Below are 25,768 nucleotides of genomic sequence, written 5' to 3' on the forward strand. Positions count from 1 at the left end.
TCAAAACATATCCAGCTCGGCTTTTTCGTCGTCGCTGAGGAATTTATTCAAATCCACCAGAATTAACAACTGATTATCTCGGCTGGTGACACCTTGAATGTATTTTGAGCTTTCTTCATTGCCGACGTTAGGCGCGGTTTCAATCTCGGAAGCGCGCATTTCCACGACTTCGGCGACGCTATCCACCAAAATGCCGATGATATGCCGGTCGGTTTCGATGATCACTACCCGTGACGCATCATCGGTGTCTTTGGAAGGTAAGCCGAAACGGTTACGGGTATCGATCACCGTCACCACATTACCGCGTAAATTGATAATCCCCAATACATACGACGGCGCGCCGGGCACTGGGGCAATTTCGGTAATCCGCAATACCTCTTGTACTTGCATGACATTGATACCGTACTTTTCGTCACCTAGACAAAAAGTCACCCATTGCATGATAGGGTCGCCTTGTTTTTTATCTTCGCTCATTTTGCTTTATCCAGATGCTGTTTAACTATTTTTTCTATGCGGTACCAACTGTTTAACATCGATAATCGCTGTCAACTCGTCTATTACCGTACCGATTAACCATGGTTTTTTTTGTCTGGCCGTTCGCCATCTGACCCCATCGGGCTTTACTTTACCGATGGAGAGAATTTCATCACACACCAAACCCCATTTTTTATCCTGGGTGATTAAAATGCGCTCGAACGGATATTCTTCACTATCCGGTTGCAGGCCTCGGCTTTTGCCAAAAATCAGCTGCCGGGTATCAAGCACGCCGATACGGCTATCATGCTCGTCCAGCAAACCCAAGAACCAAGAGGGTTGTCCGGGAATTTTCGTGGGCTTGCGGTCGATTTTGATCGTTCTCGACAACTCGATCAGCGGCGTTGCCAATATCAGCTTATCAACCTTAAAAAACAAAGCCTGAAACTCATACTGCGACCAATCCGGCATGATAGACAGTGCCTGTAGTTTAGCCGGGATTTCCGGCTCTACAAGCTTGGGTTGCCGGTTCCTGACCAGTGCTTTGGAGATTGCTTTTGGACTGCCGGTCACGACCGGAGCAGGATCCGGCAATTTGATAGGCTCCTCAACAACAAGCTGTTCCAGCAATATTGCCGGCTTTACGCTAACAGCTTCCTCAGCCTCGGGTACCTCATCCAATAGCGTCTGCAGATACACATCAAGCGCTAACTGTTGATGAACGATACTGGGGGGTGGTTTTGCCTGAGTCATTTATGCGGTGCCAAGTTTTTGTCTGGACTCTTATCAAGCAATAACAGTTCCAACAATTCGGCATAGGCTTCGGCCGCACGCGCGCTTTTGTCGTAAAGGGGTAAGGGAATACCGGCCTGGCTGGCATCCCGCACTTTAGTATCCACCGGGACGACCGAACTCCAGGCATTGTCTGGATACTGTTGATGTAAGGCCGCTAAGCTGTCGCGAGCCGCCTTGGTGCGTTTATCAAACATGGTCGGCACGATAGTGAATTTAGGCGGTGTTTTCCGGGAATGAAAAACCATTTTTATGGTATGCACCATTCTATCCAGACCTTTTAGGGCCAGGAATTCGGCTAAAACCGGAATCACTAAATGATCGCAGGCCGCCAGCGCATTGATCATTAACACCCCCAACATCGGCGGGCTATCGATAATCACATAGTCGTATTGGTCGGCCACTTTGTGTAATGCGGTAGCAACCACCAAGCCCATGCCGCCGATTGCGGCGACCTGCCTATCCAAGGTGGCTATAGCAGTGGATGCGGGCAAGACATCGATACCGTCGAAGTCGGTTTTGGCGATATAGACCTGAGGATCGACGTTTTTCTTTTTCTCGCTAGCGTCAAGAAATAAATTGTAAACGCCAAGCTCGATCTCATCCGGATTCATCTTGAAATAGCTGGTCAACGAACCATGGGGATCCAAATCGACCAGCAAAGTCCTGAACCCCCAGGACGACAATAAGCCACCCAGTGTCACCACGGTAGTCGTTTTACCGACTCCGCCTTTTTGATTGGAAACTGACCATATTTTCATAACTGAGCCGGCGCTTCCGGCGTCTTTTCAACTGCGGTTTCAGGTGGCGAGCTGGGCTGTGACGGCGCCAAATTCAGCACTTTCGCGCGTTCGTCGTCAGTCATGCCGTAACGAGCAAAGGCTTGCGACATCAGCACCAATACAACTCGCCGATTTTTAAAACGCCCCTCCTCGTCTTTGTTATCGGCGATCGGATGAAATTCTCCATAGCCCACCGCCGATAATCGTGTCGCCGGAATATTGTTTTTTACCAATTCCTTGACCACACTGGTTGCCCTGGCCGAAGACAAGTCCCAATTGGACGGATAAAAGCCGGTGGAAATCGGTACGTTGTCGGTATATCCCTCGACATTGATCACATTGGGTACGTCGCGCACGGCCTCTGCAACTTTCTGCAACACCGGAACGGCCTTGCTGGAGAGCTCGGCCTTACCGCTGGCAAACAGTAACTCGCTATTCATTTCCAGTTCCACCCAGAAATCGTGCTGTTTGATACCCACCAACTGGCTTTCCACAAAAGGCTGCAAGGCTCGTTGAAACTCCTGCGACACTTCATCCAACCGGCGTTTCTCCTGCATGATTTCTTCGCTCAGCTCTCTTTCCTCGGCCGTCATCAAATTTGGCAATTCAATCGGCTGGATCGTGGTGGGAATCACACCGATCTGAATCGGCTCGGCTTCTTTTTGGATCTTTTCGTTGTGAAACAGTGCCTGGTCCAGCGATTCGGAGAAAGTTTCGTACTTACCCTTATTAACCGAGGAAATAGAATACATCACCACAAAAAACGCAAACAGCAAGGTCACGAAATCCGCGTAAGACACCATCCAGCGGTCGTGATTATCGGCCTGTTGCAATGGTCTACGTCTGCGCCGACTCATAAGGCCTCCCTTATTTTTCCAATAAAAAGCCGGATAATTTCAACTCGATATTGCGCGGGTTTTCGCCCTCGGCTATCGACGAAATGCCTTCTATCACCATTTCCCTGGCTTGCGATGCTTCGAAAATCAGACTCTTCAGCTTATTGGCGATAGGAATAAACAATAAGTTGGCTAGGCCGACACCGTAAATAGTCGCCACGAAAGCTGTCGCGATGCCGCTACCCAATAACTCCGGTTTGGCTAAATTCTGCATGACGTGAATCAAGCCTATTACCGCGCCAATAATGCCGATCGTCGGCGCATACCCACCCATCGCCTCGAAAACCCTTGCCGCTTGAGTATCCAAATGCTCCTTTGTAGTCAGCTCAACCTCAAGGCAATCGCGTATCACTTCCGGCTCGTTGCCGTCGACCAGCAACTGCAAACCTTTTTTGGCAAAACTGTCTTTTTCGGTTTCGATAACCGATTCCAGCCCCAACAGGCCTTCTTTACGCGCCAACGAACTCCAGCGCACAATCTTGTCGATTTGCTTTTTAAGCTGCAAATTTTGCGGCACAAAAATCCAACTCAAAATACGTAAGCTGCGCAGAAATACCTTAGGCGGAAATTGCAACAGTGTCGCTCCCAGCGTACCGCCCACCACAATAATGAAGGCATGAAAATTGATCAGGGACCCGAGTTCTCCTCCCCCCATTAGGTTACCGCCGATAATCGCGGCAAAACCTATCAACACACCCAAAATACTGAGAATATCCATCAATGTAATTTTTTAAATTGGTTGGCAATCTCTTCCAGAGAATAAATATGATCCGCCAGACCGGCTTCTGCGATGGCTTTCGGCATGCCGTAGATAGTACTTGTCGCCTCGTCCTGCGCCCAGATTTGCGCGCCGCGCTGCTTTAACTTCATAGCACCAGCCTTGCCGTCTGCGCCCATGCCGGTCAACACCACCGCCAACACATGCCCGGCGAATACCTCGGCAAGCGAGTCAAAAGTAATATCAACACAGGGACTATAAATTTCCCCACTTTGCTTGGCCCGCAACACAATCCGCCGCTCACCGGCTACTTGCTTAACTTGCATCTGCATTGCACCTGGCCCCAATAACGCGGTACCCGGCTGCAATACGTCACCATCCCGCGCCTCCCTGACATTAATATTGCATAGCAAATTCAAGCGTTCGGCAAAGCTTTTGGTGAAATTAGGCGGCATGTGTTGCACCAGCAATATAGGTATCGAACACTCAGCCGGAATTTTGCTCAGCACGTATTGCATGGCGACCGGCCCGCCTGTCGAGGCGGCAACCACCAAAAGCTCGATTTTGCTGCTGGTTGCAGTTTTTGGCCACGCGGACGCAGCGCGTATCGGCTTAACTACGGGGTTTTCGGCGGTTGAGCTCTGATGTTCTTCTTGATTCACGCGCGGCAGAGGTCGTGGGGAAGACATTCTAGTAGCCTGAGAAGCCACCATTCTCACTCTATATCTCAGTAAGTAGCGAGCCGTTTCACGATTAGCATCAATGTCTTCCAACTGCTTGGGCAAAAAGTCGATAGCGCCGGCATTCAACGCATCCAGAGTGGCTTGAGCGCCGACTTGCGTCATTGCCGAAAACATTAGTATCGGACAGGGCCGGGTGCCCATGATTTTTTTGACTGCCGTGATACCATCCATGATTGGCATCTCCACATCCATAGTGATAACGTCCGGCTGCAGACTTGCCGCAAGTTCTATGGCTTCGCGACCGTCGTGAGCGACGCCAATCACTATAAACTCTTGATCCTCTTCTAAAATTTCCCGAATTCTTTTACAGATAAAACTGGAGTCGTCGACGATCAGCACCCTTATGGTCATATTGCCGCGTCACATCGCATACTTCTTCATCAGACCAGGCACATCGAGTATCAGTGCTATCTTGCCGTCACCGGTGATGGTTGCTCCCGCCAATCCTTCCAATCCATGTAACTTGGCACCCAGCGCTTTAATCACCACTTCTTCCTGACCGATTAATTGATCCACCACGAACCCGACATGCCTGCCGCCGGCGTTCACCACCACCACATGATTGGTCGGCTGCGTTTCGCCTGTGAAGTAAGAACCTCTGACCAGCCATTCGCTTAAATAAAACAGCGGTAAGGCCTTGTTTCTGACCATTACCACCAATTGACCATCTACCTTATTGGTTTTGCTCAAATCCAGATCGAGTATTTCCAAGACGCTGGCCAAGGGTAACGCGAAAGCCTGCCCGCGCAACTTCACCATCAGGGTCGGCATAATAGCCAAAGTCAACGGCACCTTAATGATAATGGTACTGCCCTTACCTTCCACCGAATCGATTTCCACCACACCGTTCATTTGCGCGATCCGTGTTTTCACCACATCCATGCCGACACCGCGACCTGACACGTCGGAAATTTCAGTTTTGGTGGAAAATCCGGGCAGAAAAATCAGGTTGTAACACTCTTTATCGTCAAGACGGGCGGCGCTTTCTTCATCCATCAAGCCTTTTTCCACCACTTTGGTGCGCAGTATGTCGGGGTTCATGCCCTTGCCGTCGTCTTTGATGGACAACTGAATATGATCGCCTTCCTGAGACGCTTTCAATATCACCACGCCTTCCCGAGGCTTGCCGTTGGCTTCGCGCTCATCCGGCGATTCGATTCCGTGATCTACCGCGTTTCTGACCAAATGCACTAAAGGATCCGCCAGGGCCTCGACCAGATTTTTGTCGAGATCGGTTTCTTCACCCACCAACTCCAGCCTGATTTCTTTTTTCAGACTTCTAGCCAAATCGCGTACCACACGCGGAAAACGCCCGAAGACTTTTTTGATTGGCTGCATCCGGGTTTTCATGACCGCCAATTGTAAATCGGCAGTCACCACGTCCAAATTGGATATCGCTTTGGACAACTGCTCTCCGGCTTCAGCATTGGCTTTAAGGGTCTGGAAACGGTTACGCACCAGAACCAGCTCGCCGACCATGTTCATAATATCGTCCAAAATCTGGGTATCTACCCTGACGGTGGTATCGGCTTGGGGTGTTGCGGCTTTACTCTTGTCGGAAACGGAATCTACTACCGACGCTACTTTGCCTAGACTATTTTCCGGCTCCACATCGACGGACGGTTTCGCGACCGGCTCAGGTTTAGCCGCCACGAACGGTTTCTCGACAGGCAACTCTACATTTTTAATTGGTGGGTTTTTTTCACCCGCAGCCGGCTCATCAATCTTGCCCAAATTGGCAGCATCGAACTTACCTTTGCCGTGCAAAGCATCGAGGACCTTATCGAACTCCTCGTCGGTAATATCGCCGGAATCGCTGGCGGGCACAGACGGCTCGGTTTTTACAGAAAACTTACCTTTGCCATGCAACTCGTCCAGCAGATTTTCAAACTCGTCTTCACTGATTTCGTCATCCGCCGTCGGCACTGCCGATTGCGCTGCGATGTTCGCGGTGGGAGAACCGCCCTTACCATGCAGCGCATCCAGCAAATCTTCGAATTCCTGCTCGGTAATTTCATCGCCATCTTCCGAGCCAGATTCGTTGGCCAATAACTCCTCTGGATCGAGCATTGCATCATAGTCTTGCGCTGCGGATTCTTGAGGGGATAGCGGCGGGGTGGATTCGAAGGTTTCGTTGATGACAGCGGCTTCAACCGCTATCTCAGCAGGCGCGGCAGCTTCGGCCGGCCCCGCGTAAGATTTCAAGCGTTTTAATAGACCTTGATCGGCCGATTTTGGCGTATTACCGGAACGGACTTGCCCGAACATCTCGTTGACGATGTCCACGACTTGCAAAATCACGTCCATCAAATCCGGCGTGACTTGGCGATCACCCTGTCTGAGCACGTTAAAAACGTCTTCGGCGTTGTGACAGACATCGACCAAGGCGCTAATAGCCAAAAAACCGGCGCCGCCCTTTATGGTGTGGAACCCGCGAAATATGGAATTCAGAAGATCGAGATCGCCAGGCGATTGCTCCAGTTCCACCAGCTGCTCACCCAGAGAATCGAGAATCTCCCCGGCCTCGACCAGGAAGTCTTGCAATATTTCGTCGTCCAGATCGATCGCCATGTTGTTTTCCTCAGAAACCTAGACTAGACAGTAAATCGTCAACATCGACCTGACTGGTGGCCACATCACCGGCTCTGTCATCTACTCCGGGAACAACCGGTCCGGGCACTTCGGGCTGCAACGCGGCACCGCTGCTTGGCGTAATTTTACGACTGGAAATTTTGATCAGATTCACCATGCTGCCTTCAAGATCCTGCACCAAATCGATAACCCGGCGGATAATCTGCCCGGTAATATCTTGAAACCCTTGAGCCATCAATATATCGTTTAAACCCGCCTGGATTTTTTCCAGAGACACTTGCGACTGCTCAAAATACTGACTGAGATCGGCGCTCATTGCTTTAAACTCGTCAAATGGCATTTCCCGATCCAAAAAGCGATTCCATTGCGCCGACAATTGTTTAACCTGCCCGTTTAGCTCATCCGATACCGGCAATAACTCTTCAACGGCGGTTAAGGTTTGATCTGCGGCTTGCTCCGTCATCGCGATCACATAATGCAGACGCTCCTTGGCATCCGGAATATCGTGCTCAGCCATGGCCGCTATTTTGGAGTCGACGGAAAAACTCACCATGGTATCGTGCAATTGGCGAGTTAGGCGGCCAATTTCTTTAAACAATTGTGTTTCTCTTAATCCGGCTACTTGATCAAGAATTTCATCGGCAGCCGCTTCGTCGCACTTTTCTAATGCTGCGACCAAATCTCGGGCCAAACTCAGCAGGTCAGTATTCATGGTAATCTCCCTGTGCTTCAGCCGTCGATGCGTTCAAAAATCTTTTCGATTTTCTCTTTAAGCGTAGCAGCCGTAAAAGGCTTGATGACATAACCATTTACACCGGCCTGTGCAGCCATAATGATTTGCTCGCGCTTGGCTTCGGCTGTGACCATCAACACCGGCAGATTAGCCAAACTGGGAGTAGACCTGACGGCCTTTAATAAATCGATGCCGGTCATGCCCGGCATATTCCAGTCAGTAATCAAAAAATCGATACCGCCTTTTTCCAGAATAGGCAGTGCTGTTTTACCGTCGTCCGCTTCCACGGTGTTGGTAAAACCCAGATCTTTCAACAGGTTTTTTACTATTCTCCGCATTGTCGAAAAGTCATCGACAACCAGAATACGCATATTTTTATCCAAGGATAATCTCCACCCAGATTACTTTATTGTTAAGAAACCGCTAAATTGTGACCAATAAATGCGAAAAATTCCTGCAATAACCACACATTAGCTGCACTTTTCATTATCTTTCCCTTCCACCCAATCCGCAAGTCTAGCGCGTAAGCGCAACATCGCCTGACTACAAATTTGGCTAACCCGCGATTCGCTGACATCGAGCACCTTGCCAATCTCACGCAAATTCAGCTCTTCGTCGTAATACAGCGATATGACTAAGCGCTCCCGTTCCGGTAATTCCGAGATGGCCTTGGCTAGGGCTTTTTGAAAATTCTGTTGGATCAGCACATCTTCCGGCTGCTGATTGCCGTGCACATCATCTATAACACTGTCTTCGCCTTGCACCAATTCTTCGACGCTAAAGGTCTTACAAGACACCGCGTCCTGCAAAATATGATGGTATTCAGTCAGATCGATACCCATATGCCCGGCCACTTCGGTATCCTTGGCATCACGTCCCAGCTGATTCTCAACCTCGCGTATCGCCTCCGCTACCATCCGGGCTTTCTTATGCACCGAACGCGGCGTCCAATCCGAACGGCGCAATTCATCCAGCATGGCCCCGCGAATGCGGATACCGGCATAGGTATCGAAACTGGCACCCTGCCCAGCATCATAATGTTTCAGCGCTTCCAGCAAGCCCAACATGCCGGATTGAATCAAATCATCGAGCTGCACCGTATCGGGCAGTCGTCCCATTAAGTGGTAGGCAATGCGTTTTACCAGCGGCGCATGTTGAATGACTAAGGCATCAACATTTCCAGCCTGCACAGCAGCATACATTGCCGCTCCACTCATGCAACATCCTCTTTCGCGCTGTACTGAATCATCCGTTCGACAAAAAACTCCAGGTAGCCGCCCGCTTTGGGCTTGATCGGCCAGCTGTCGATTTTTCGCGCCAAATTCTTAATCGCCAGCGCCGCCTTACTTTGCGGGAATGCTTCCACCACTGGCGTTTGTTTTTGCACGGATTTTTTCAAATATTCGTCCTGCGGCACCGCGCCGACAAACTGCAAGGCCACATCCAAATAACGGTCCGTCACTTTACTCAGCTTATTGAACAAAGCCTGCCCATGCTCAGCCGACTGCACCATATTCGTAATGATATGAAAGCTATTCAACCCGTAATCTCTATTCAACAGCTTGATATACGCATAAGCATCAGCCAACGAGGTAGGTTCGTCACAAACCACGACGATGATTTCCTGACAGGCGCGAGCAAAGTTCACCACACTTGCCGAAATACCGGCGGCAGTGTCAACAATCAACACATCCAACTCTCGGTCGATTTCGCTAAAAGCCCTTATCACGCCGGCTTGCTCGATACTAGACAAATCGGACATCCGCTGAATACCTGACGAAGCCGGAATGATTTTTAGCCCGGAAGGCCCGGTCATCATGATTTCCTTCAAGCTTTTTTCGCCGCTCAATACATGCGACAAATTGAATTCGGGAAACATGCCCAACAAAATATCGACATTGGCCAAACCCATATCGGCATCGAGTATCGCCACCCGCCTACCCATTTTGGACAGCGCCACGCCGATATTCACGGAAAGGTTGGTTTTGCCAACCCCGCCCTTGCCACTTGTTACCGCGATTACTCGCACCGGTTTCATATGTCTCATTTGTCTAATTCCAGCTGCCTGATCGAATGACTTATGCATGGCTTTCCGCCAGCCAGTCTTCAACATTCACGTCGTCGCCATAGCCATGGTCCTGATCGACACTTTCCATACACTGCCGAATCAAAGCATCGGCATCGGGCAAGTAAATATCTTCCGGAACCTGCTGACCGTCAGTGATAAATGACAATGGCATACGCCGCTCGATAATCGCCGACAACGCGGTACCTTTGCTAACTGCCTCATCAAACTTGGTTAGTATAGTCGCTTGTGGTTCGAGTATTCGGAACGCATCCATAATTTCCAGCATTGCTTTGTATTGCGTGGTGGCGGACATCACCAGATAAGAGCGTATAGGCAAATCGCCGTGTTGCAAGGTTTTCAGCTGCTCGGCCAAACGCATATCGCGCTGACTCATGCCGGCGGTGTCGATCAAAATCAGGCGTTTATCGGAAAAACTATTGATATGCCTGCGCAATTCTTCCGCATCACCCGCTACTCTGACCGGCACATCCAAAATTCTGCCGTAAGTATTGATTTGCTCGTGCGCGCCTATCCGATAATTATCGGTGGTAATCAGCGCTATCTGCCGAGAACCATGTTTTAAAATAAACTGCGCGGCCAATTTAGCGACTGTGGTGGTTTTACCGACGCCGGTGGAGCCAACCAATGCGGCGATACCGCCTTGGTCCAACAGGTTGTCGTCGGCTATCGGCACCAGTCTGGCCAACATTTCCTGGGCTTTGCCGATGGCCAAATCGAATTGCTTATGGCTACCCAACCGGTTGGCTATCTTGCCCGCCAAATTTTTCGAGAAGCCACACTCCAACATCCGATCACGCAAATCATCGTGTAAAGGTAGCCCGTGTTGCGGCATTTGCATGACGATATTCGACAGTTTGCTGTCCAACATCGTCCGCAGTTCTTTCATTTCCGCGCGCATTTCGTCGAGGAATTTATCGCCGTTGTGCGATTGCACCGGCCGTGGCTCGGTCAACGGTTTGATTTTGGGATCGGCACTTGCCCAGGCAGGTTTTTCAATTTTTTCAACTTGGCGAACTTTTTCGGCGATTTTCTGCGCGTTGTTATGCCCAACCTGGAGTTTTTCGGCATAACCGACGTATTGATCCAGGTTGCGACGGATCGGATTTTCCGGAATGCTGCCTTCCGCGCCGCGTTTTCTGGCGCTGCTTAAAACATGCAGCGATTTCTTTTCGGCTTCGAGATCGGGCAAATCGACTTTTTTAACTTCATTGGGCGGTGATTTTTCGTCTTCGCGTTGCTTGAGATTTTTATGAATGACCTGTTCGTCAAAGTCGCGGGCCGCCACGATTTCCACGCCGCCATCCACCGAACGGTTGGACATAATCACTGCATCGGCGCCCAATTCTTCTTTGACCATGCGCATGGCCTGCCGTATGTCTGCTGCAAAAAAGCGTTTAATTTTCATCGCGCAACCTCTGTTTTATTGTCCCCGCTGTCCCACTGTGGAAACCACCCTGATCTGCCGATCTTGCGGGATTTCATTATAGGCCAGCACATGTAAGCCGGATATCGAATGACGAACGAAGCGAGCCAACCAAGGGCGGATATAAGAAGACACCAACAACACTGCGGTCTGTCCTTCCATTTCCATCCTTTGCGCACTTTCCTCCAGGGATTTGTGCATCTGCTCGGCTAGACCCGGTTCTAAACCTGCACCACCTTCGCCCGCCGTCTGCAATGACCTATGCAATATCTGTTCCAATCCAGGATCGAGGGTAATAACCGGGATCTCTGTCTGTACACCATTGATTTCATGGACAATTGAGCGCCCCAAGGCCGCCCGCACCGCTGAGGTCAAGATGTCCGGATCTTGACTCTTCACCCCGTACTCCGCCAAAGTTTCGGCGATGGTTCGTAAATCGCGAATGGAAACCCGCTCTTGCAGCAGATTTTGCAGAACCTTGACCAAAATACCCAAGGGCAAGGTTTTCGGCACCAGATCCTCGACCAGCTTCGGCGCCACTTTGGACAAATTATCCAGTAACTGCTGCGCCTCCTCGTAACCGAACAATTCATGCGCATTGCTTTGCAGAATATGACTGAGATGCGTGGCCACCACGGTGCTGGGGTCGACTACCGTGTAACCCAGGGTTTGCGCCTGATCTTTTTGATTGGCGTCGATCCAGATCGCATCCAAGCCAAATGCCGGATCCTTACAAGGCGCGCCTTGCAAAGTACCGAACACCCGACCGGGATTAATCGCCATTTCTTTCTCGGGCATGATATTGGCCTCGCCAACGCTCACGCCCATCAAGGAAATCCGGTATTCGGTAGGCGACAAATCCAGGTTATCCCGGATATGCACCGACGGAATCAGAAAGCCCAGTTCTTGCGATAACTTCTTGCGCACACCTTTGATGCGCATCATCAATTGGCCGCCTTGATTTCTATCCACCAGCGGAATCAAGCGGTACCCCACTTCCAGGCCAATGGCATCGACCGGCATTACATCGTCCCAGCCCAATTCCTTGATCTCGGTTTTGGCCAGTTGCTGCGGCGAAACGATACGTTCCATTTCCAGGGCTTTTTCTTCCTCCAACTTACGGCGTCTGTCGATCAAATAAGCGCCACCGACCAATGTCAGCGCTAACAGGATAAACACCAGATTCGGCATGCCGGGAATGATACCCAGGATACCCATCACCGCCGCCGTCACCAGCAAGGTACGAGGATCTTCGAACAGCTGTGAACTTAACTGTTTACCAATATCCTGCTTGCTGCCGCGAACCCGCGTCACCACCATCGCCGCGGCCACCGACAACAACAGCGATGGAATCTGCGCCACCAAACCGTCACCGATGGTCAGCAACACATAAATATTGGCGGCGTCGGCAAAGCTCATGCCGTGTTGGCCCACGCCTATCGCCAAGCCGCCTATCATGTTCACGAACAAAATGATGATGCCGGCTACCGCGTCGCCACGCACGAATTTACTGGCGCCATCCATGGAGCCGTAAAAATCCGCTTCCGCCGCCACTTCTTCCCGGCGGGCACGCGCTTCATCCTGATTGATCAACCCGGAATTCAAATCGGCGTCGATGGCCATCTGCTTGCCAGGCATCGCATCCAAGGTAAAACGAGCGCTTACTTCCGCCACCCGGCCGGCACCTTTGGTGACCACCATAAAATTGATGACCACCAAGATCGCAAACACCACGATACCGACCGCGAAATTGCCGCCGATGACGAACGAACCGAAGGCTTCAATGACTTTCCCGGCGGCATCCCCACCCTCATGCCCGCGAATCAACACGACCCGGGTGGAAGCCACGTTCAAGGACAGCCGCAACAAGGTTGCGACCAGAATGACGGTAGGAAATGAGGCAAACTCCAGCGGCTTGAGGGTGTAAATCACCACCAACAAGATGATCAGCGAAAACGCGATATTGAAGGTAAAAAACAGATCCAGCACAAACGGCGGCAGCGGCAAAATCAACAACGCCAGCAACATCACGATCAATAGTGGCGCGCGCAAGCCCAAGCCGGTCAGCGCCTTAAGTGAGTTGAGTATTTTCGTAAAATCCATAATTCAGCTCGATACCGGGCTATTGCTTAAAGTCGTCGGGTACTTGCACATCGGTAGGCGGAACCGGTTTGTTCCAGCCGTATTGCGTCGAAGCCCGTAATTGAAAAACATAGGCCAATACTTGAGCGACGGCTAAGAATAAGCCGCGAGGTATTTCCTGATTCAGGTCGGTGGAATAGTATAAAGCTCTTGCTAGCGAAGGCGCTGCGACCAAGGGTACTTGCGAGGCCATTGCCAGCTGGCGGATCTGTGCGGCAACTAAATCCGTGCCTTTGGCAACCAGCAAAGGTGCACCATTGCCGTTCTGATCGTATTTTAAGGCTACCGCGAAATGGGTAGGATTGGTGACGATGACGTCGGCACTAGGCACCGCATCCATCATCCGCCGCTGCGCGGCCTCCATCTGCATGCGGCGGATTTTGCCTTTAACTTCCGGATTACCCTCTTGATCCTTAGCCTCGTCCCGAACTTCCTGCTTGGTCATTTTCAGTTGGCGCTGGTGATTCCATAACTGATAAGGGGCATCCAGCATTACCAACAATAAAAAGGTAGCACTCAAAATCACTAAACAGAAGGAAATAATATCGCCGACATGATGGATGGCTTGATCGAGCGGCAAGCGGCTCAAGCCCATGAAATCGTCGAAATACAGTTTGAATAAATTCCAGGAGACAATCGCAACCAGTATGGTTTTGATGATGGCCTTGACCAATTCGACCAAGCCTTGAATCCCGATGATTTTTTTTATCCCAGTCAGCGGATTAAGCTTGGAAAACTTCATTTCGAAGGCTTCGCTGGTAAAGTTCCAACCACCCAACATCATCGCCGCCGCCAAATCGGCAACCACCAATACCACCAAAAACGGCAGGATTACCCACAAACCTTCGGCAAACGCTGCCTTCAGATAAATCAGCGGAGTCGCCGGATCGAACACAGCCTCCCGCGACAACTGCAAGGGATGCTTCATCATCTCCAGCATACTGCGCCACATGCCTTGCCCGAAATAGAAAAACAGCGCCGAACTGGTAATCAACGTTACAAAAGTGTTGAGTTCCTTGGAACGGGGAATCTGGCCTTTTTTACGCGACTCGCTAAGTCGCTTGCCGGTGGGGTCTTCGGTTTTATCTTGACCGGAATCTTCCGCCATTTATTGCAACCTCAATAATGCATGGACCAGCGCGAAGCCGTTGTGCAGCATATCGCTAAAACCTTCCAGCATGGTCGGCAGGCCAATCCAGATTAAGCCCATACCCAGCATGATGGTGATAGGGAAGCCGACGCCGAATATCTGTAGCTGCGGCGCGGCTTTTGACGCCACACCGAAGCTGATGTTGACGAATAACAAGGTCGCCATCACCGGCATAGCCAGTAGCAGACCATCAGCAAATATCAGACTGCTCCAACTGATTACTCGCCACACATCGCTCTTATCCATACCCATACTGCCGACCGGTAATGTATGGAAGCTTTGCGCCAACATCTCGATCAGCAATAAATGGCCATCCACCGCTAAAAACAACAAGCTGCCGCTAATCACAAATAGTTGGGCGATCACCGGCACCTGCACCCCAGTTGCCGGATCGACCATGGATGCAAAGCCCAAACCCATGCTGTAAGCGATAGTCTGTCCGGCAAACAACATGATGGAAAACACCATTTGCAGGATGAAGCCTGTGGTCAGCCCCAAGGCGACTTGCTGTACCGCCACCATAAACCCTTGGTAGCTAAATATTTCAATATCCGGCATCGCCGGCAAAGTTGGCATAATGACCCAGGTAATCAATAGGCTGGCGATTAATCTTACTTTGGCCGGCACCGCTTTAACGCTAAAAACCGGCACGGTGATGAACATGGAACTGATGCGAAAGAATGGCCAGACAAACGAAGCAAGATACCGCAGTAGCTCGTCTTCGCCGAAGTTCATCCTATTAGCGTAGGAATATCGCGCATCAAATCTTGGAAATAATCGATGAGCATTTGTAACATGCCGGGACCGGCTATCATCAACACGGCGATAATAGTCGCCAGCTTGGGGATAAAGGTCAGAGTCTGTTCTTGAATCGAAGTCGCCGCCTGGAACATGGACACCAGCAAACCAACAACCAAGGAGGCAATCAGGATAGGACCCATTAATTTCAAGGAAATCAATACGGTGTCCTGGGCTATTGCCGAGATGGTTTCCGGTGTCATCATGATCTTGGCCTATACGTAAAAGCTGGCTGCCAGCATTTCCATCACCATGGTCCAACCGTCCGCCAGCACAAACAACATAATCTTGAACGGCAACGACACGATCATCGGTGACAGCATCATCATACCCATAGACATCAATACACTGGCAACCACCAGATCGATGACCAGGAACGGCAGAAAAATTAGAAAGCCTATCTGAAACGCGGTTTTCAATTCGCTAGTCACATAAGCCGGCACCAACAAGGAAAACGGCACATCTTCCGGCTTGTCAATTTGTTCACGGCCAGAGATACGTACAAAGGTATCCAAATCCGCCTCGCGGGTTTGCTTGAGCATGAACTGTTTAAACGGCTCGGAGGCATTTTGTAAGGCAGTCACTGCGTCAATTTTTTCTTCCATGTACGGCTGCACGGCGGTTTCATTCACTTTCTCCAGAACCGGCATCATAATGAAAATAGTTAGAAATAGAGATAGCCCCAATAACACTTGGTTACTTGGCGCTTGTGCGGCACCTATGGCTTGGCGTAGCAAGCCCAGTACGATCATGATGCGAGTAAACGAAGTCATCGATAACAACAATGCCGGCAATAAGGTCAGCATAGTCATCAACGCTAAAATCTGGATGGTAACCGTATAGGTTTCGCCACCTTTAGGGTTACTGGTAACGGTAATAGCATCTATGCCTACTGCGGCGTAAACAGCTTCCGGCAAAAACAGTAAGCCTATTATCAGGCAGGAAAAAATCAACTTAATCATGGTGCTTACCTTGCATGACCTGCAGCAATTTCTTGGCAAATACGCTGGTTTCCTGACCCTCTTCAGTATTCATAAACAAGCGCTGGTCGCCTTCAAGCTCAAGCAGTTTATCGATACGCCCGCTACTAACGCCTAACAGTAGCTGTTTTTCACCGACTTTAACCAAAACCAATTTTTCACGCATACCCAATGACAATCCGGCCAGCACTGCCAACTGACTTTTACCGACAAAAGCCAAACTGCCGGTTTTACGTAATAGCCACACCGACAGAAAAAATAGCGCCAACACCAATAGCAACGCCAACAGCCATTGTGCGACATCCCCGGAAGTCACTACTTTCGCGGTCTGCCTGGGCAACGTAGCCGCTTCGTCAGCCCATGCAACAGGTGCAATCAATACCGAAATAATTTGGGTAGACAGGCGAGATACAGTCATCAGCCGAGCTTTCTGACTCGCTCCGACGGACTGATAATGTCGGTCAGCCGAATACCAAATTTGTCGTTAACCACCACGACTTCGCCGTGAGCGACTAAGGTTCCATTCACCAATACATCCATCGGTTCGCCGGCAAAACGATCCAGTTCCACAACAGAGCCCTGGTTTAGCTGCAATAAATTGCGGATATTAATTTTGGTTCGACCGATCTCCAGCGACACCGTCACCGGCACATCGAGAATGACGTCCAGCTTGACTTCATCACTGCTGGGACCGTTATTTCTGGATTTTTGCTCGCTAAACTCGGGAAACTCCGCTGCGGCAAAACCTTGTTGAGAGCTCTTGGCGGCGTTTGCTTGTTCCTTCAGCGCGTCACCCCAATCAGCTTCAGCATCGGCTTGCTCGTTCATCGCTGCGGCCCAGTCGTCGCCGATTTCGTCGTTTTCACTCATGCTTATCCTTCCCTGCTGTCAAATATTATCCAGCGTCATTTTTTCTGTAATTTCGATGGCGTAGTTACCATCGGAAAGCCCTAATTTGCCCCGAAAAACCGGCACATCCTCAACTTCGAGTAATACGGTTTCCGGCATTTCTATAGGAATCACATCGCCTTTTTTAAGCTCAATCACTTCGCTGATAGACATTTCTTTTTCTATCAGTTTACTGTTGACGACCACTTCGCTACGCATAATTTCAACTCTTAGCGAATCTTGCCAACGGCCATCCACCTCACCCCGGTCGCTGGTTACCGCATCCAGCAATTCTCTGATAGGTTCAATCATGGAGTAAGGCATTGCAATATTGATATCGCCACCGCCGCCCTCCAACTCCACATGGATAGTGGAAATCACCACGATTTCCGAAGGACTGACAATGTTGGCGAACTGCGGATTGACTTCTGAATTGATGTATTCAAAGTCAATATCCATCACGGGTTTCCAGGCTTCGGCTAAATCCTTGAAAATCATGTCGATGATCAGCCGAATAATGCGCATTTCGGTCGGCGTGAACTCCCTGCCTTCTACCTTGTTATAAAACTGACCGCCACCGCCGAAAAAGTTATCGACAGCGGTAAACACCAATCGCGGTTCCATCACGATCAATGCCCGCCCGCGTAAAGGTGACATCCGAATCACATTCAAATTAGTCGGTACGAATAAGCCTTGAATAAATTCGGAAAACTTCTGTACTTGAATCCCGGATACGGAGATTTCCGCAGCACGCCGCAAAAAGTTAAATAAAGCTATCCGAAAATGGCGAGCGAAGCGCTCGTTGACCATTTCCAAGGTGGGCATCCGCCCCCGAACAATCCGTTCCTGACTGTTAAAATCATAGACTCTCGCTGTGCCTCGACTGTAGTCTTCATCAGCCCCTGTATCGACGTCGCCATCGTCCACGCCATGCAGTAGCGCATCGATTTCGTCTTGTGATAATAGATCGGCGGTTGACATTTATTGCATTACAAATTCAGTGAAGTACACATCTTTAACGGTGTTTTTACCGGCCATTTTTTCCAAAACTTTACCAATTTCGGCTTGCATCATGGCTTTTAACTCTTGTTTTCCTTCCAAGGTTTTCGCCTTTTCCGCACCCACTGCACTGATGGCCATCAACAAATTGTTGCGTATCATCGGCTCATGCTTTTTCATCGCATCCTTACTCGCCTCACCTTTCATCAGTATTGTCAGGGATATTCTGATCACTTTTGCGCCGGAGCCGGCGGGAAAATTAACCAATAAGGGGCTTGGTAAATCATAATAAACATCAGGCTCAGCGACTTTTTCGTGGCCGGCCTCTTCTTCATGCGCGGCTTCATCCTTGTGCTCCGCCTTGTCGTGCTTGGCATCGCCTTCTTCTTTATGCTCGGCGTCAGCCGGCTTATTCAGAAAGAAATAAGCCCCACCTCCCGCGCCAGCCAAAACCAAGATAACCGCGACGATTATTATGATTATTTTCTTGGAAGACTTCTTACCTTCTTCTTTCCCATGGGCTTCTGCCATTTTCCACCTTTTAAATTTTTACAGCACAATACGCGCCAAAATATTCAAGCTCAATCAGACCACTGTACGAAAATCAGCTGGATTTGATCATACAAGAAAAAACATCGTTTTAGAATAATAGTATAGCCGTCACTGGAAAGCAGTTAGGCAAAAAGCGGAGCTCAGGTATGCACAAAATACCTGGAGGAATTGTAGCTGTTAAGTCAAATTTTTGACTCAGCTTGTGGATGTTTTGCAGAAAGAACTGCAAAGACCTCACGGCCTTTGCAGCTTTATCAAGATATTACAGTGAATTAACTGCGTTTAATTCTTGGAAGGCTTGCTCTAAACGAGTCACCATGCCAACTTGGCCGGCACGTTGCCAAACACGTGGGTCATAGTATTTTTTGTTAGGTTTATCGGCACCTTCAGGGTTACCGATCTGGCCTTGCAAATAGGCTTCGTTTTTCTTGTAAAACTCCATCACACCAGCCCAGGAGGCCCATTGGGTGTCGGTATCGATGTTCATTTTAATGACGCCGTAGCTGATAGATTCTTTAATCTCTTCTGGAGAAGAACCTGAACCGCCATGGAACACAAAGTTCAATGAGTTTTGCGGCAAGCCGAATTTTTCCGAAACGTATTTTTGCGAGTTAGCCAAAATTGTCGGCGTCAATTTAACGTTACCTGGAGAGTAAACCCCGTGCACGTTACCGAATGACGCAGCAATAGTAAATCTGTGACTAATTTTGCTCAGTTGCTCGTAAGCGTAAGCAACATCTTCTGGCTGGGTATACAGCGCAGAATGATCCATGCCGCTGTTGTCGACGCCGTCTTCCTCGCCACCGGTACAACCCAGTTCGATTTCCAGAGTCATACCCATTTTGGACATGCGCTCCAGATACTTACCGCAGATTTCAATGTTTTCTTGCAAGCTTTCTTCGGAAAGATCCAGCATGTGCGAGCTGAACAAAGGCTTGCCGGTTGCAGCGAAGAATTTTTCACCTTCATCCAGCATGCCGTCTACCCATGGCAGCAATTTTTTTGCCGCGTGATCTGTATGCAAAATAACAGGTACGCCATACAGTTCCGCCATGCGGTGAACATGGTGAGCACCGGAAATGGCGCCAACGATAGAGCAACCTTGGCCTTCCAGTTTCAGACCTTTACCAGCAACGAATGCGGCACCGCCATTAGAAAATTGAATGACGACAGGTGACTTGGCTTTTGCTGCCGCTTCCAATACCGAGTTAATGGTATCGGTGCTGATGACGTTTACAGCCGGCAACGCAAAATTATTTTCTTTGCAGATAGCAAAGATTTTTTGTACATCTTCACCGGTGACAACACCCGGCTTAACAACATCAAATATTTTTTGTGGCATAAATTTTATCCTGTTAATAACAAATCAAGGCCGCGTACTCGATTCGGCGGCCTTGCAAATCTTAAACAACCGAGCGCCTGCACTCGGCGGCTAGACCAAGATTAGGCTTCCAAGGCAGCCAAACGGTCCGACAACAATTTTTCCAGTGCTTCCAGCGCTTTGGCGAAACCATCGATACCTTCGGCCAATTTTTCTTTAGCCATCCGGTTTTCTTCATGCATGCGGTCAAAAGTGGCTTTATCGACTGAAATTTTTTCGATTGAAGCTGTTGCTGCTTTGGCAGGATCCAGTTTGCGCGGCAAGTCACCTTCAACGGATTGCAACTCTGCCAATAAAGACGGCGCGATGGTCAACAAATCGCAGCCCGCCAATTCGGTGATCTCGCCGATGTTACGGAAGCTGGCGCCCATGACTTCGGTTTTGTAGCCGAATTTTTTGTAGTAGTTATAGACTTCGGTCACTGACAATACACCTGGATCTTCAGCAGGCGCATAAGAATCACGGCCGGTGTCTTTTTTATACCAGTCTAAGATACGGCCAACGAATGGTGAAATCAGTGTGATGCCGTTTTCCGCACAAGCAATCGCTTGGTGTAAACCGAACAACAATGTCAGGTTGGTGTGAATACCTTCTTTTTCCAATACGGCGGCAGCTTGAATGCCTTCCCAGGTAGCAGCGATTTTAATTAAAACGCGCTCTTTTGAAATGCCTGCAGCTTCGTATTGAGCGATCAAGTCGCGACCTTTAGCGATGGTGGCTTCGGTATCGTAAGACAAGCGCGCATCGACTTCAGTCGATACACGACCTTCAACGATTTCCAGAATTTTCAAGCCAAAAGACACGGCCAAACGATCAAATGCCAGGGTCACAACTTCTGCAGCCGAAGCAGCGGCACCCAATGTTGCTCTTGCACCTTTCAAAGTATCGTCAACAATTCCTTGATATTGCGGCATTTGTGCAGCAGCGGTGATCAAAGAAGGATTGGTGGTTGCATCGCGCGGTTTGAAAGTTTCGATCGCTTGAATATCACCGGTATCGGCGACAACCACAGTTATTTCACGGAGTTGTTCGAGTAAATTTTTTGCCATAGGATTATCCTCAGATGTGTTGTTAATTTTTCCCCCTCGTTTGAACCGAGCTTTACAAGCAAAAGATGTTCAGCAATTCTTGCAGGAGATTGATTGCAAAAGAGTCCCTGGTGATGAAACTCTATTTTTAGCTATATTGATAAGACTGAATCGCCACTTGGCATATATTCAAAGCCGGAACACACGCTTTAAAACATACGAAGTGGCGATCATTTAAATCTACCGGTTCAGAGTTAACGCTTAACCCTTAAGTTCCAGCAACCGCATCAGGAATCAGATGCTATTAAGCTTTATCACGTAAATACTTTTCCACGCCAGTCGCTTTCGCAGCGGCAGCTTCCCGATCTCTTACGATTTGCTTTGCCATGTATTTGGCAACACCGGTAGCAGGATTGGAATCTTGTTTTTCCAAGTATTTGGCAACGCCGGTTTTATTCGCACCCATTTTTTCCAGATACTTTTCAACGCCGGTTGCGCCAGATGAAACTTGGTAATCATCAGCTGAAGAACCTTTGGCACTTTTAGGCGATTTTTTGTTGTAGATAAAAAATCCGGCTACAGCCAACAAAATTAAACCAATGTAGGAAAAATCAGAGGACGCAGCCTTTTCTGTTTGTATCACATCTACCGCTGCTTCCGCAGAAGTTGTGGAGGCAGCAGATGACGAACTTGACGATTTGGCCGCACTTGGTGCTGCAGAGCTGTGCTTGTAGTCAGCATCGCTATATAACACTTTAGGTTGAAAATTCGTCGCTGGGAAAGCTGGATCCGCTTCAACTTCTTTTACAGCTGGTTTCGCTGCAGGTGCTGTGGCAGCCGCAGGGGCAGCTTTGCTGTCGTTATATTCAGGATTGGTATAGAGTACCTTTGGCTGATAATCAGCCGCCGGATAATCCGATCCCGCCATAGCTAAGGAACTGGTCAGCATTAGAGCTGCCATCACGCCTTTCGTTAATTCATTTCTTTTCACGTCTATCACCTATGCTGTTAGAAACGTGAGGCTTCGATCATTTAATCCAAACCTCACCTAAGTTTACAAAATTAAAGAACGGCTTCCACATTAGCGACGACATTGTCCACGGTAAAGCCGAACTCTTTGAAGAGCTGACCTGCCGGGGCCGATTCGCCGAAACGGTCCAATCCTACGACTCTACCCGCGCTGCCGGCGTATTTCCACCAGCTGTCGGTTACTCCCGCTTCTACTACCACGCGCTGGGTCACGCTTGGCGGCAATACGCTGTCTTTGTAAGCTTGGTCTTGCGCTTCGAAGACGTTGGTAGACGGTAATGACACCACGCGGATTTTTTTGCCTTTCGCGCTCAATGCGTCAGCGGCTTTCAACGCCAATTCCACTTCGGATCCGGTGGCGATGATGATGGCTTCCGGCGCGCCGTCGCTGTCTTTCAGGATGTAGCCCCCTTTGCTGATCGCGTCAATTTGTGCGGCGGTGCGAGGCACGTGCGGCAGGTTTTGACGAGAGAAGATCAGGGTGCTCGGTCCATCTTGACGTTCGATAGCGGCTTTCCAGCAAACGGCCGACTCGACGGCGTCGCAAGGACGCCAGACGTGCATGTTGGGAATCATGCGCAGGGTGGCGGTTTGTTCGACCGGTTGGTGGGTCGGGCCGTCTTCGCCCAGACCGATGGAGTCGTGGGTGTAAACGAAGATGGTCGGGATTTTCATCAACGCGGCCATGCGCAGGGCGTTACGGGCGTATTCCGAGAACATCAGGAAGGTGGCGCCGTAGGGTTTGAAGCCGCCGTGCAGGGTGATGCCGTTCATGATGGCGGACATACCGAATTCACGCACACCGTAGTAGGCGTAGTTGCCATCGAAGCCCGGTTGGTTGACGTCTTTGCAGCCGGACCACAGGGTCAGGTTGGAGCCGGCCAAGTCGGCAGAGCCGCCCAGCAGTTCGGGCAACAGGGGGCCAAAGCCGTTCAAGGTGTTTTGTGAGGCTTTGCGGCTGGCGATGGTTTCGCCTTTGGCATCCACCGCAGCGATAAACGCTTTGGATTTTTCAGCCCAATCGGCAGGCAGTTGGTTTTTGATCACGCGACGTTCGAATTCGGCTGCCAATTCCGGATGTGCGGCTTTGTAGGCAGCAAATTTGGCGTTCCAGGCGCTTTCCAGTTGGGCGCCTTTGGCGTTGGCGTCCCAAGCGGCTTTGATGTCGGCAGGGATTTCGAACGGCGCGTGCGGCCAGCCCAGCTTTTCGCGGGTCAGGGCGATTTCAGCTTCACCTAAAGCGGCGCCGTGGCATTCTTCTTTGCCTTGTTTGTTCGGCGAACCGAAACCGATGATGGTTTGGCAGCAGATGATAGAAGGCTTGTCGGTGACTTTTTTGGCTTCTTCAATCGCGGCTTTGACGGCGTCGGGGTTGTGGCCGTCGACTTTAGGAATGACGTGCCAGCCGTAGGCTTCGAAGCGTTTCGGGGTGTCGTCGAGGAACCAGCCGGCAACGTTGCCATGACCACGGACTTCGCCGTCGATGGAGATGTTGTTGTCGTCGTAGAAGGCGATCAGTTTGCCCAGTTTCATGGAGCCGGCCAGGGAGCAGGCTTCGTGGGAGATACCTTCCATCAAGCAACCGTCACCCAGGAATACGTAGGTGTGGTGGTCGACGATGTCGTGACCGGGACGGTTGAATTGGCCGGCCAGGGTGCGTTCGGCTAAAGCGAAACCGACGGCATTGGTGATGCCTTGTCCCAAGGGACCCGTGGTGGTTTCGACGCCCTCGGTGTAGCCATATTCAGGGTGTCCTGGGGTTTGTGAGTGCAGTTGGCGGAACTGTTTCAGTTCTTCGATCGGCAGGTTGTAGCCGGCCAAGTGCAGCAAGGAATAAATCAGCATGGAGCCGTGGCCGTTGGACAAAATGAAGCGGTCGCGGTTGGGCCATTTAGGGTTGCTGGGGTTGTGTTGCAGAAAATCGTTCCACAATACTTCTGCGATGTCGGCCATCCCCATCGGGGCACCGGGGTGCCCGGAGTTGGCTTTCTGTACGGCGTCCATGCTAAGTGCGCGGATGGCGTTCGCTAAGTCTCGGCGCGAAGGCATGTTGGTCTCCTTTTTATTTTGTTATTTTAGTTGCGACATTCGATTACTCAAACATCACTCTGGCTGAGGCTGGTAAATACAAGGAAGACCAAAACCACACTCTCGTTCATTCAGACTGCTGGAATCGGTATCGCCTTGACACCCGAATGTAATGTAAAAAACCCGTGACCGAATTGCTCCGGCCACAGGTTTACACGCTAAGTTATTCCAAATTGGCGTGTCTTGATCTCATTTCTTCTTCTGCAATACCTTTGTCATGGATTACATGCGAAATTGTCGCTTCCAGGAAAAACAAGGTAGATAATTCAAACACAGTACCCATAGGCATGCCTTTGACTTTACCGTATTGTTCTGATCTGCCGATTTGCAAAGTGACATCAGCCATGTCGCCAATCGTTGAATCGTCCTTAGCCGAAATCAACACAATCTTTGCGCCGACTTCTTTGGCTTTTTTGGTAAAGGCAATCAACTGCTCGGTTTCACCGGAGCCGGAAATAATGATCAACAAATCGCCAGCTTTGATGCTTGGCGTAACAATTTCACCCACAACGCTAACGTCGTAGCCGCCATGCATCAAACGCATGGCAAAGAAATTGCCGACTAGCTTTGAACGGCCAGCGCCCGATATAAAAATGCGCTTAGCCTGATCCAGCATGTCCACCAAGGTTTTGTCATGCGAATCGGGTGTCGCTTCCAGAATCCCTGAGATTTTGTCAATAATTAACTGCTGATGCATGACTTATACCGCCGCCGCATCAACCAATTCACGGATTTCACGAGCTGCTTCAGCAGGTGAAGGAGCACCGTAGATAGCTGCACCAACAACGATGATATTAGCGCCAGCTTCAACGACTTGTTGTACAGTCGCTTGTTTGATACCGCCAGCAACAGAGATACGCACATTCAGACCCAAACGAGCGATATCGTTCAAATCGGTGAAAGGTGTATGACCGGCTGCTTGCGCGTCCAGACCAGTGTGAATACCAACGATTTGCGCGCCCAATTTGACAGACTCTCTTGCGCAGTCTGCTTTATCGGCCACGTTGATCAAGTCGATTTGAGTTTCAGCGCCGTGTTTTTTCGCAGCTTTGATAACGCCAGCGATAGTGGCCAAACCGGATACGCCCAATACGGTGCAGATGTCCGCGCCAGCAGCATAGAAAGCACCCGCTTCGTATTCGCCTGCGTCCATGGTTTTCAGGTCAACCAACAACAATTTGTCAGGGTAACGTTGTCTCAGTTCTTTAACCAGGTTGATACCGTTGTATTTAATGCAAGGAGTGCCGATTTCAAAAATATCGACATAGGGTGCTACTTGATCTGCCAACGCAACGGTTTGGTTGAAATCCAGTGAATCCAACGCCATTTGAATTAATGGTCTTGCCATGTGATGTGCTCCGAAAGTTTTAATTTTTAGTAATAGCCGATTCTTGCAAATTGCCACAACCCGCTAGGCTTGTCACGTACGTGTGATGCATTTGTAACTGTAAGGTAGAAATGGGATATATGTCAATGCTTAGCAACTGCGCG

At 49.9% G+C, this 25,768-nt stretch carries 27 protein-coding genes; all 27 read right to left on the minus strand.

The features are described from left to right. Positions 1 to 474 (minus strand): chemotaxis protein CheW, encoded by a 474-nt coding sequence (locus JWZ98_RS20325; RefSeq protein ID WP_033159399.1) that lies wholly within the window; start codon positions 472 to 474, stop codon positions 1 to 3. Positions 475 to 495: 21 nt separating this feature from the next. After that, a complete protein-coding gene (locus JWZ98_RS20330; RefSeq protein ID WP_101053265.1) occupies positions 496 to 1,227 on the minus strand; it encodes a chemotaxis protein CheW in 732 nt (243 codons plus the stop codon). Beyond that, positions 1,224 to 2,027: a ParA family protein gene (locus JWZ98_RS20335; RefSeq protein WP_101053267.1), complete on the minus strand. Its 804-nt coding sequence runs from the start codon at positions 2,025 to 2,027 to the stop codon at positions 1,224 to 1,226. The genes JWZ98_RS20330 and JWZ98_RS20335 overlap by 4 nt, the downstream gene beginning before the upstream one ends. Then, complete coding sequence (gene motD, locus JWZ98_RS20340; protein WP_205451537.1) at positions 2,024 to 2,905, minus strand: flagellar motor protein MotD; 882 nt, start codon at positions 2,903 to 2,905, stop codon at positions 2,024 to 2,026. The genes JWZ98_RS20335 and motD overlap by 4 nt, the downstream gene beginning before the upstream one ends. Positions 2,906 to 2,915: 10 nt before the next feature. Continuing rightward, positions 2,916 to 3,662, minus strand: coding sequence for a flagellar motor protein (locus JWZ98_RS20345; RefSeq protein ID WP_033159403.1), 747 nt, complete (start codon positions 3,660 to 3,662; stop codon positions 2,916 to 2,918). Then, a complete protein-coding gene (locus tag JWZ98_RS20350) occupies positions 3,662 to 4,756 on the minus strand; it encodes a chemotaxis response regulator protein-glutamate methylesterase (protein WP_205451538.1) in 1,095 nt (364 codons plus the stop codon). The genes JWZ98_RS20345 and JWZ98_RS20350 overlap by 1 nt, the downstream gene beginning before the upstream one ends. A 9-nt stretch (positions 4,757 to 4,765) precedes the next feature. Then, positions 4,766 to 6,976 carry a chemotaxis protein CheA gene (locus tag JWZ98_RS20355; protein ID WP_205451539.1) on the minus strand — a complete coding sequence of 737 codons (2,211 nt, stop codon included), beginning with the start codon at positions 6,974 to 6,976 and terminating at the stop codon, positions 4,766 to 4,768. Positions 6,977 to 6,986: 10 nt separating this feature from the next. Further along, positions 6,987 to 7,709: a protein phosphatase CheZ gene (locus tag JWZ98_RS20360; RefSeq protein ID WP_020483668.1), complete on the minus strand. Its 723-nt coding sequence runs from the start codon at positions 7,707 to 7,709 to the stop codon at positions 6,987 to 6,989. Positions 7,710 to 7,726: 17 nt separating this feature from the next. Continuing rightward, entirely contained in the window at positions 7,727 to 8,113 is a 387-nt protein-coding gene (gene cheY / locus JWZ98_RS20365; RefSeq protein WP_020483669.1) for a chemotaxis response regulator CheY, read from the minus strand. 87 nt (positions 8,114 to 8,200) lie between these two features. After that, complete coding sequence (locus tag JWZ98_RS20370) at positions 8,201 to 8,947, minus strand: RNA polymerase sigma factor FliA (RefSeq protein ID WP_033159407.1); 747 nt, start codon at positions 8,945 to 8,947, stop codon at positions 8,201 to 8,203. After that, positions 8,944 to 9,777 (minus strand): MinD/ParA family protein, encoded by an 834-nt coding sequence (locus tag JWZ98_RS20375; RefSeq protein WP_033159408.1) that lies wholly within the window; start codon positions 9,775 to 9,777, stop codon positions 8,944 to 8,946. The genes JWZ98_RS20370 and JWZ98_RS20375 overlap by 4 nt, the downstream gene beginning before the upstream one ends. 31 nt (positions 9,778 to 9,808) lie before the next feature. Next, the gene (flhF, locus tag JWZ98_RS20380; protein WP_205451540.1) at positions 9,809 to 11,224 is read right to left on the minus strand and encodes a flagellar biosynthesis protein FlhF; all 1,416 of its coding nucleotides are present in this window, start codon (positions 11,222 to 11,224) and stop codon (positions 9,809 to 9,811) included. Between the two features lie 15 nt (positions 11,225 to 11,239). Further along, positions 11,240 to 13,345: a flagellar biosynthesis protein FlhA gene (gene flhA, locus JWZ98_RS20385; protein WP_205451541.1), complete on the minus strand. Its 2,106-nt coding sequence runs from the start codon at positions 13,343 to 13,345 to the stop codon at positions 11,240 to 11,242. A gap of 19 nt (positions 13,346 to 13,364) precedes the next feature. Then, a complete protein-coding gene (gene flhB / locus JWZ98_RS20390; RefSeq protein WP_205451542.1) occupies positions 13,365 to 14,492 on the minus strand; it encodes a flagellar biosynthesis protein FlhB in 1,128 nt (375 codons plus the stop codon). Continuing rightward, positions 14,493 to 15,269, minus strand: a complete 777-nt coding sequence (gene fliR / locus JWZ98_RS20395) for a flagellar biosynthetic protein FliR (RefSeq protein ID WP_101053275.1) — start codon at positions 15,267 to 15,269, stop codon at positions 14,493 to 14,495. Further along, entirely contained in the window at positions 15,266 to 15,538 is a 273-nt protein-coding gene (gene fliQ / locus JWZ98_RS20400) for a flagellar biosynthesis protein FliQ (protein WP_020483676.1), read from the minus strand. Before fliQ ends, fliR begins: the two co-directional genes overlap by 4 nt. A 9-nt stretch (positions 15,539 to 15,547) precedes the next feature. Continuing rightward, positions 15,548 to 16,294: a flagellar type III secretion system pore protein FliP gene (gene fliP, locus JWZ98_RS20405; protein ID WP_033159413.1), complete on the minus strand. Its 747-nt coding sequence runs from the start codon at positions 16,292 to 16,294 to the stop codon at positions 15,548 to 15,550. Then, a complete protein-coding gene (fliO, locus tag JWZ98_RS20410; RefSeq protein ID WP_205451543.1) occupies positions 16,287 to 16,730 on the minus strand; it encodes a flagellar biosynthetic protein FliO in 444 nt (147 codons plus the stop codon). Before fliO ends, fliP begins: the two co-directional genes overlap by 8 nt. Further along, on the minus strand, positions 16,730 to 17,182 hold the full coding sequence (gene fliN / locus JWZ98_RS20415; RefSeq protein ID WP_020483679.1) for a flagellar motor switch protein FliN: 453 nt from the start codon (positions 17,180 to 17,182) through the stop codon (positions 16,730 to 16,732). Before fliN ends, fliO begins: the two co-directional genes overlap by 1 nt. Before the next feature lie 18 nt (positions 17,183 to 17,200). After that, positions 17,201 to 18,181 carry a flagellar motor switch protein FliM gene (fliM, locus tag JWZ98_RS20420; protein ID WP_033159415.1) on the minus strand — a complete coding sequence of 327 codons (981 nt, stop codon included), beginning with the start codon at positions 18,179 to 18,181 and terminating at the stop codon, positions 17,201 to 17,203. After that, positions 18,182 to 18,730 (minus strand): flagellar basal body-associated FliL family protein, encoded by a 549-nt coding sequence (locus JWZ98_RS20425; protein WP_205451544.1) that lies wholly within the window; start codon positions 18,728 to 18,730, stop codon positions 18,182 to 18,184. A gap of 283 nt (positions 18,731 to 19,013) precedes the next feature. Further along, positions 19,014 to 20,093 carry a class II fructose-bisphosphate aldolase gene (gene fbaA / locus JWZ98_RS20430; protein ID WP_205451545.1) on the minus strand — a complete coding sequence of 360 codons (1,080 nt, stop codon included), beginning with the start codon at positions 20,091 to 20,093 and terminating at the stop codon, positions 19,014 to 19,016. Between the two features lie 101 nt (positions 20,094 to 20,194). Beyond that, positions 20,195 to 21,181, minus strand: coding sequence for a transaldolase (locus JWZ98_RS20435; RefSeq protein WP_033159418.1), 987 nt, complete (start codon positions 21,179 to 21,181; stop codon positions 20,195 to 20,197). Between the two features lie 283 nt (positions 21,182 to 21,464). Continuing rightward, entirely contained in the window at positions 21,465 to 22,151 is a 687-nt protein-coding gene (locus tag JWZ98_RS20440) for a hypothetical protein (RefSeq protein WP_240348115.1), read from the minus strand. A 71-nt stretch (positions 22,152 to 22,222) separates the two neighbouring features. Further along, entirely contained in the window at positions 22,223 to 24,238 is a 2,016-nt protein-coding gene (gene tkt, locus JWZ98_RS20445) for a transketolase (protein ID WP_205451546.1), read from the minus strand. Between the two features lie 202 nt (positions 24,239 to 24,440). Next, the gene (gene hxlB / locus JWZ98_RS23310) at positions 24,441 to 24,974 is read right to left on the minus strand and encodes a 6-phospho-3-hexuloisomerase (protein ID WP_020483686.1); all 534 of its coding nucleotides are present in this window, start codon (positions 24,972 to 24,974) and stop codon (positions 24,441 to 24,443) included. Between the two features lie 3 nt (positions 24,975 to 24,977). After that, positions 24,978 to 25,625, minus strand: a complete 648-nt coding sequence (gene hxlA, locus JWZ98_RS23315; RefSeq protein WP_033159179.1) for a 3-hexulose-6-phosphate synthase — start codon at positions 25,623 to 25,625, stop codon at positions 24,978 to 24,980. Between the last annotated feature and the right edge of the window lie 143 nt (positions 25,626 to 25,768).

This window comes from Methylomonas sp. EFPC1 (assembly GCF_016925515.1).
Taxonomy (GTDB): Bacteria; Pseudomonadota; Gammaproteobacteria; order Methylococcales; family Methylomonadaceae; genus Methylomonas; species Methylomonas defluvii.

Excerpts from the sequence above, each read along its gene's own strand:
- JWZ98_RS20325 (WP_033159399.1), bottom strand. The coding sequence starts at position 474 with ATGAGCGAAGATAAAAAACAAGGCGACCCTATCATGCAATGGGTGACT.
- JWZ98_RS20330 (WP_101053265.1), bottom strand. The coding sequence starts at position 1,227 with ATGACTCAGGCAAAACCACCCCCCAGTATCGTTCATCAACAGTTAGCG.
- JWZ98_RS20335 (WP_101053267.1), bottom strand. The coding sequence starts at position 2,027 with ATGAAAATATGGTCAGTTTCCAATCAAAAAGGCGGAGTCGGTAAAACG.
- motD (WP_205451537.1), bottom strand. The coding sequence starts at position 2,905 with ATGAGTCGGCGCAGACGTAGACCATTGCAACAGGCCGATAATCACGAC.
- JWZ98_RS20345 (WP_033159403.1), bottom strand. The coding sequence starts at position 3,662 with ATGGATATTCTCAGTATTTTGGGTGTGTTGATAGGTTTTGCCGCGATT.
- JWZ98_RS20350 (WP_205451538.1), bottom strand. The coding sequence starts at position 4,756 with ATGACCATAAGGGTGCTGATCGTCGACGACTCCAGTTTTATCTGTAAA.
- JWZ98_RS20355 (WP_205451539.1), bottom strand. The coding sequence starts at position 6,976 with ATGGCGATCGATCTGGACGACGAAATATTGCAAGACTTCCTGGTCGAG.
- JWZ98_RS20360 (WP_020483668.1), bottom strand. The coding sequence starts at position 7,709 with ATGAATACTGACCTGCTGAGTTTGGCCCGAGATTTGGTCGCAGCATTA.
- JWZ98_RS20370 (WP_033159407.1), bottom strand. The coding sequence starts at position 8,947 with ATGAGTGGAGCGGCAATGTATGCTGCTGTGCAGGCTGGAAATGTTGAT.
- JWZ98_RS20375 (WP_033159408.1), bottom strand. The coding sequence starts at position 9,777 with ATGAGACATATGAAACCGGTGCGAGTAATCGCGGTAACAAGTGGCAAG.
- flhF (WP_205451540.1), bottom strand. The coding sequence starts at position 11,224 with ATGAAAATTAAACGCTTTTTTGCAGCAGACATACGGCAGGCCATGCGC.
- flhA (WP_205451541.1), bottom strand. The coding sequence starts at position 13,345 with ATGGATTTTACGAAAATACTCAACTCACTTAAGGCGCTGACCGGCTTG.
- flhB (WP_205451542.1), bottom strand. The coding sequence starts at position 14,492 with ATGGCGGAAGATTCCGGTCAAGATAAAACCGAAGACCCCACCGGCAAG.
- fliR (WP_101053275.1), bottom strand. The coding sequence starts at position 15,269 with ATGAACTTCGGCGAAGACGAGCTACTGCGGTATCTTGCTTCGTTTGTC.
- fliQ (WP_020483676.1), bottom strand. The coding sequence starts at position 15,538 with ATGATGACACCGGAAACCATCTCGGCAATAGCCCAGGACACCGTATTG.
- fliP (WP_033159413.1), bottom strand. The coding sequence starts at position 16,294 with ATGATTAAGTTGATTTTTTCCTGCCTGATAATAGGCTTACTGTTTTTG.
- fliO (WP_205451543.1), bottom strand. The coding sequence starts at position 16,730 with ATGACTGTATCTCGCCTGTCTACCCAAATTATTTCGGTATTGATTGCA.
- fliN (WP_020483679.1), bottom strand. The coding sequence starts at position 17,182 with ATGAGTGAAAACGACGAAATCGGCGACGACTGGGCCGCAGCGATGAAC.
- fliM (WP_033159415.1), bottom strand. The coding sequence starts at position 18,181 with ATGTCAACCGCCGATCTATTATCACAAGACGAAATCGATGCGCTACTG.
- JWZ98_RS20425 (WP_205451544.1), bottom strand. The coding sequence starts at position 18,730 with ATGGCAGAAGCCCATGGGAAAGAAGAAGGTAAGAAGTCTTCCAAGAAA.
- fbaA (WP_205451545.1), bottom strand. The coding sequence starts at position 20,093 with ATGCCACAAAAAATATTTGATGTTGTTAAGCCGGGTGTTGTCACCGGT.
- JWZ98_RS20435 (WP_033159418.1), bottom strand. The coding sequence starts at position 21,181 with ATGGCAAAAAATTTACTCGAACAACTCCGTGAAATAACTGTGGTTGTC.
- tkt (WP_205451546.1), bottom strand. The coding sequence starts at position 24,238 with ATGCCTTCGCGCCGAGACTTAGCGAACGCCATCCGCGCACTTAGCATG.
- hxlB (WP_020483686.1), bottom strand. The coding sequence starts at position 24,974 with ATGCATCAGCAGTTAATTATTGACAAAATCTCAGGGATTCTGGAAGCG.
- hxlA (WP_033159179.1), bottom strand. The coding sequence starts at position 25,625 with ATGGCAAGACCATTAATTCAAATGGCGTTGGATTCACTGGATTTCAAC.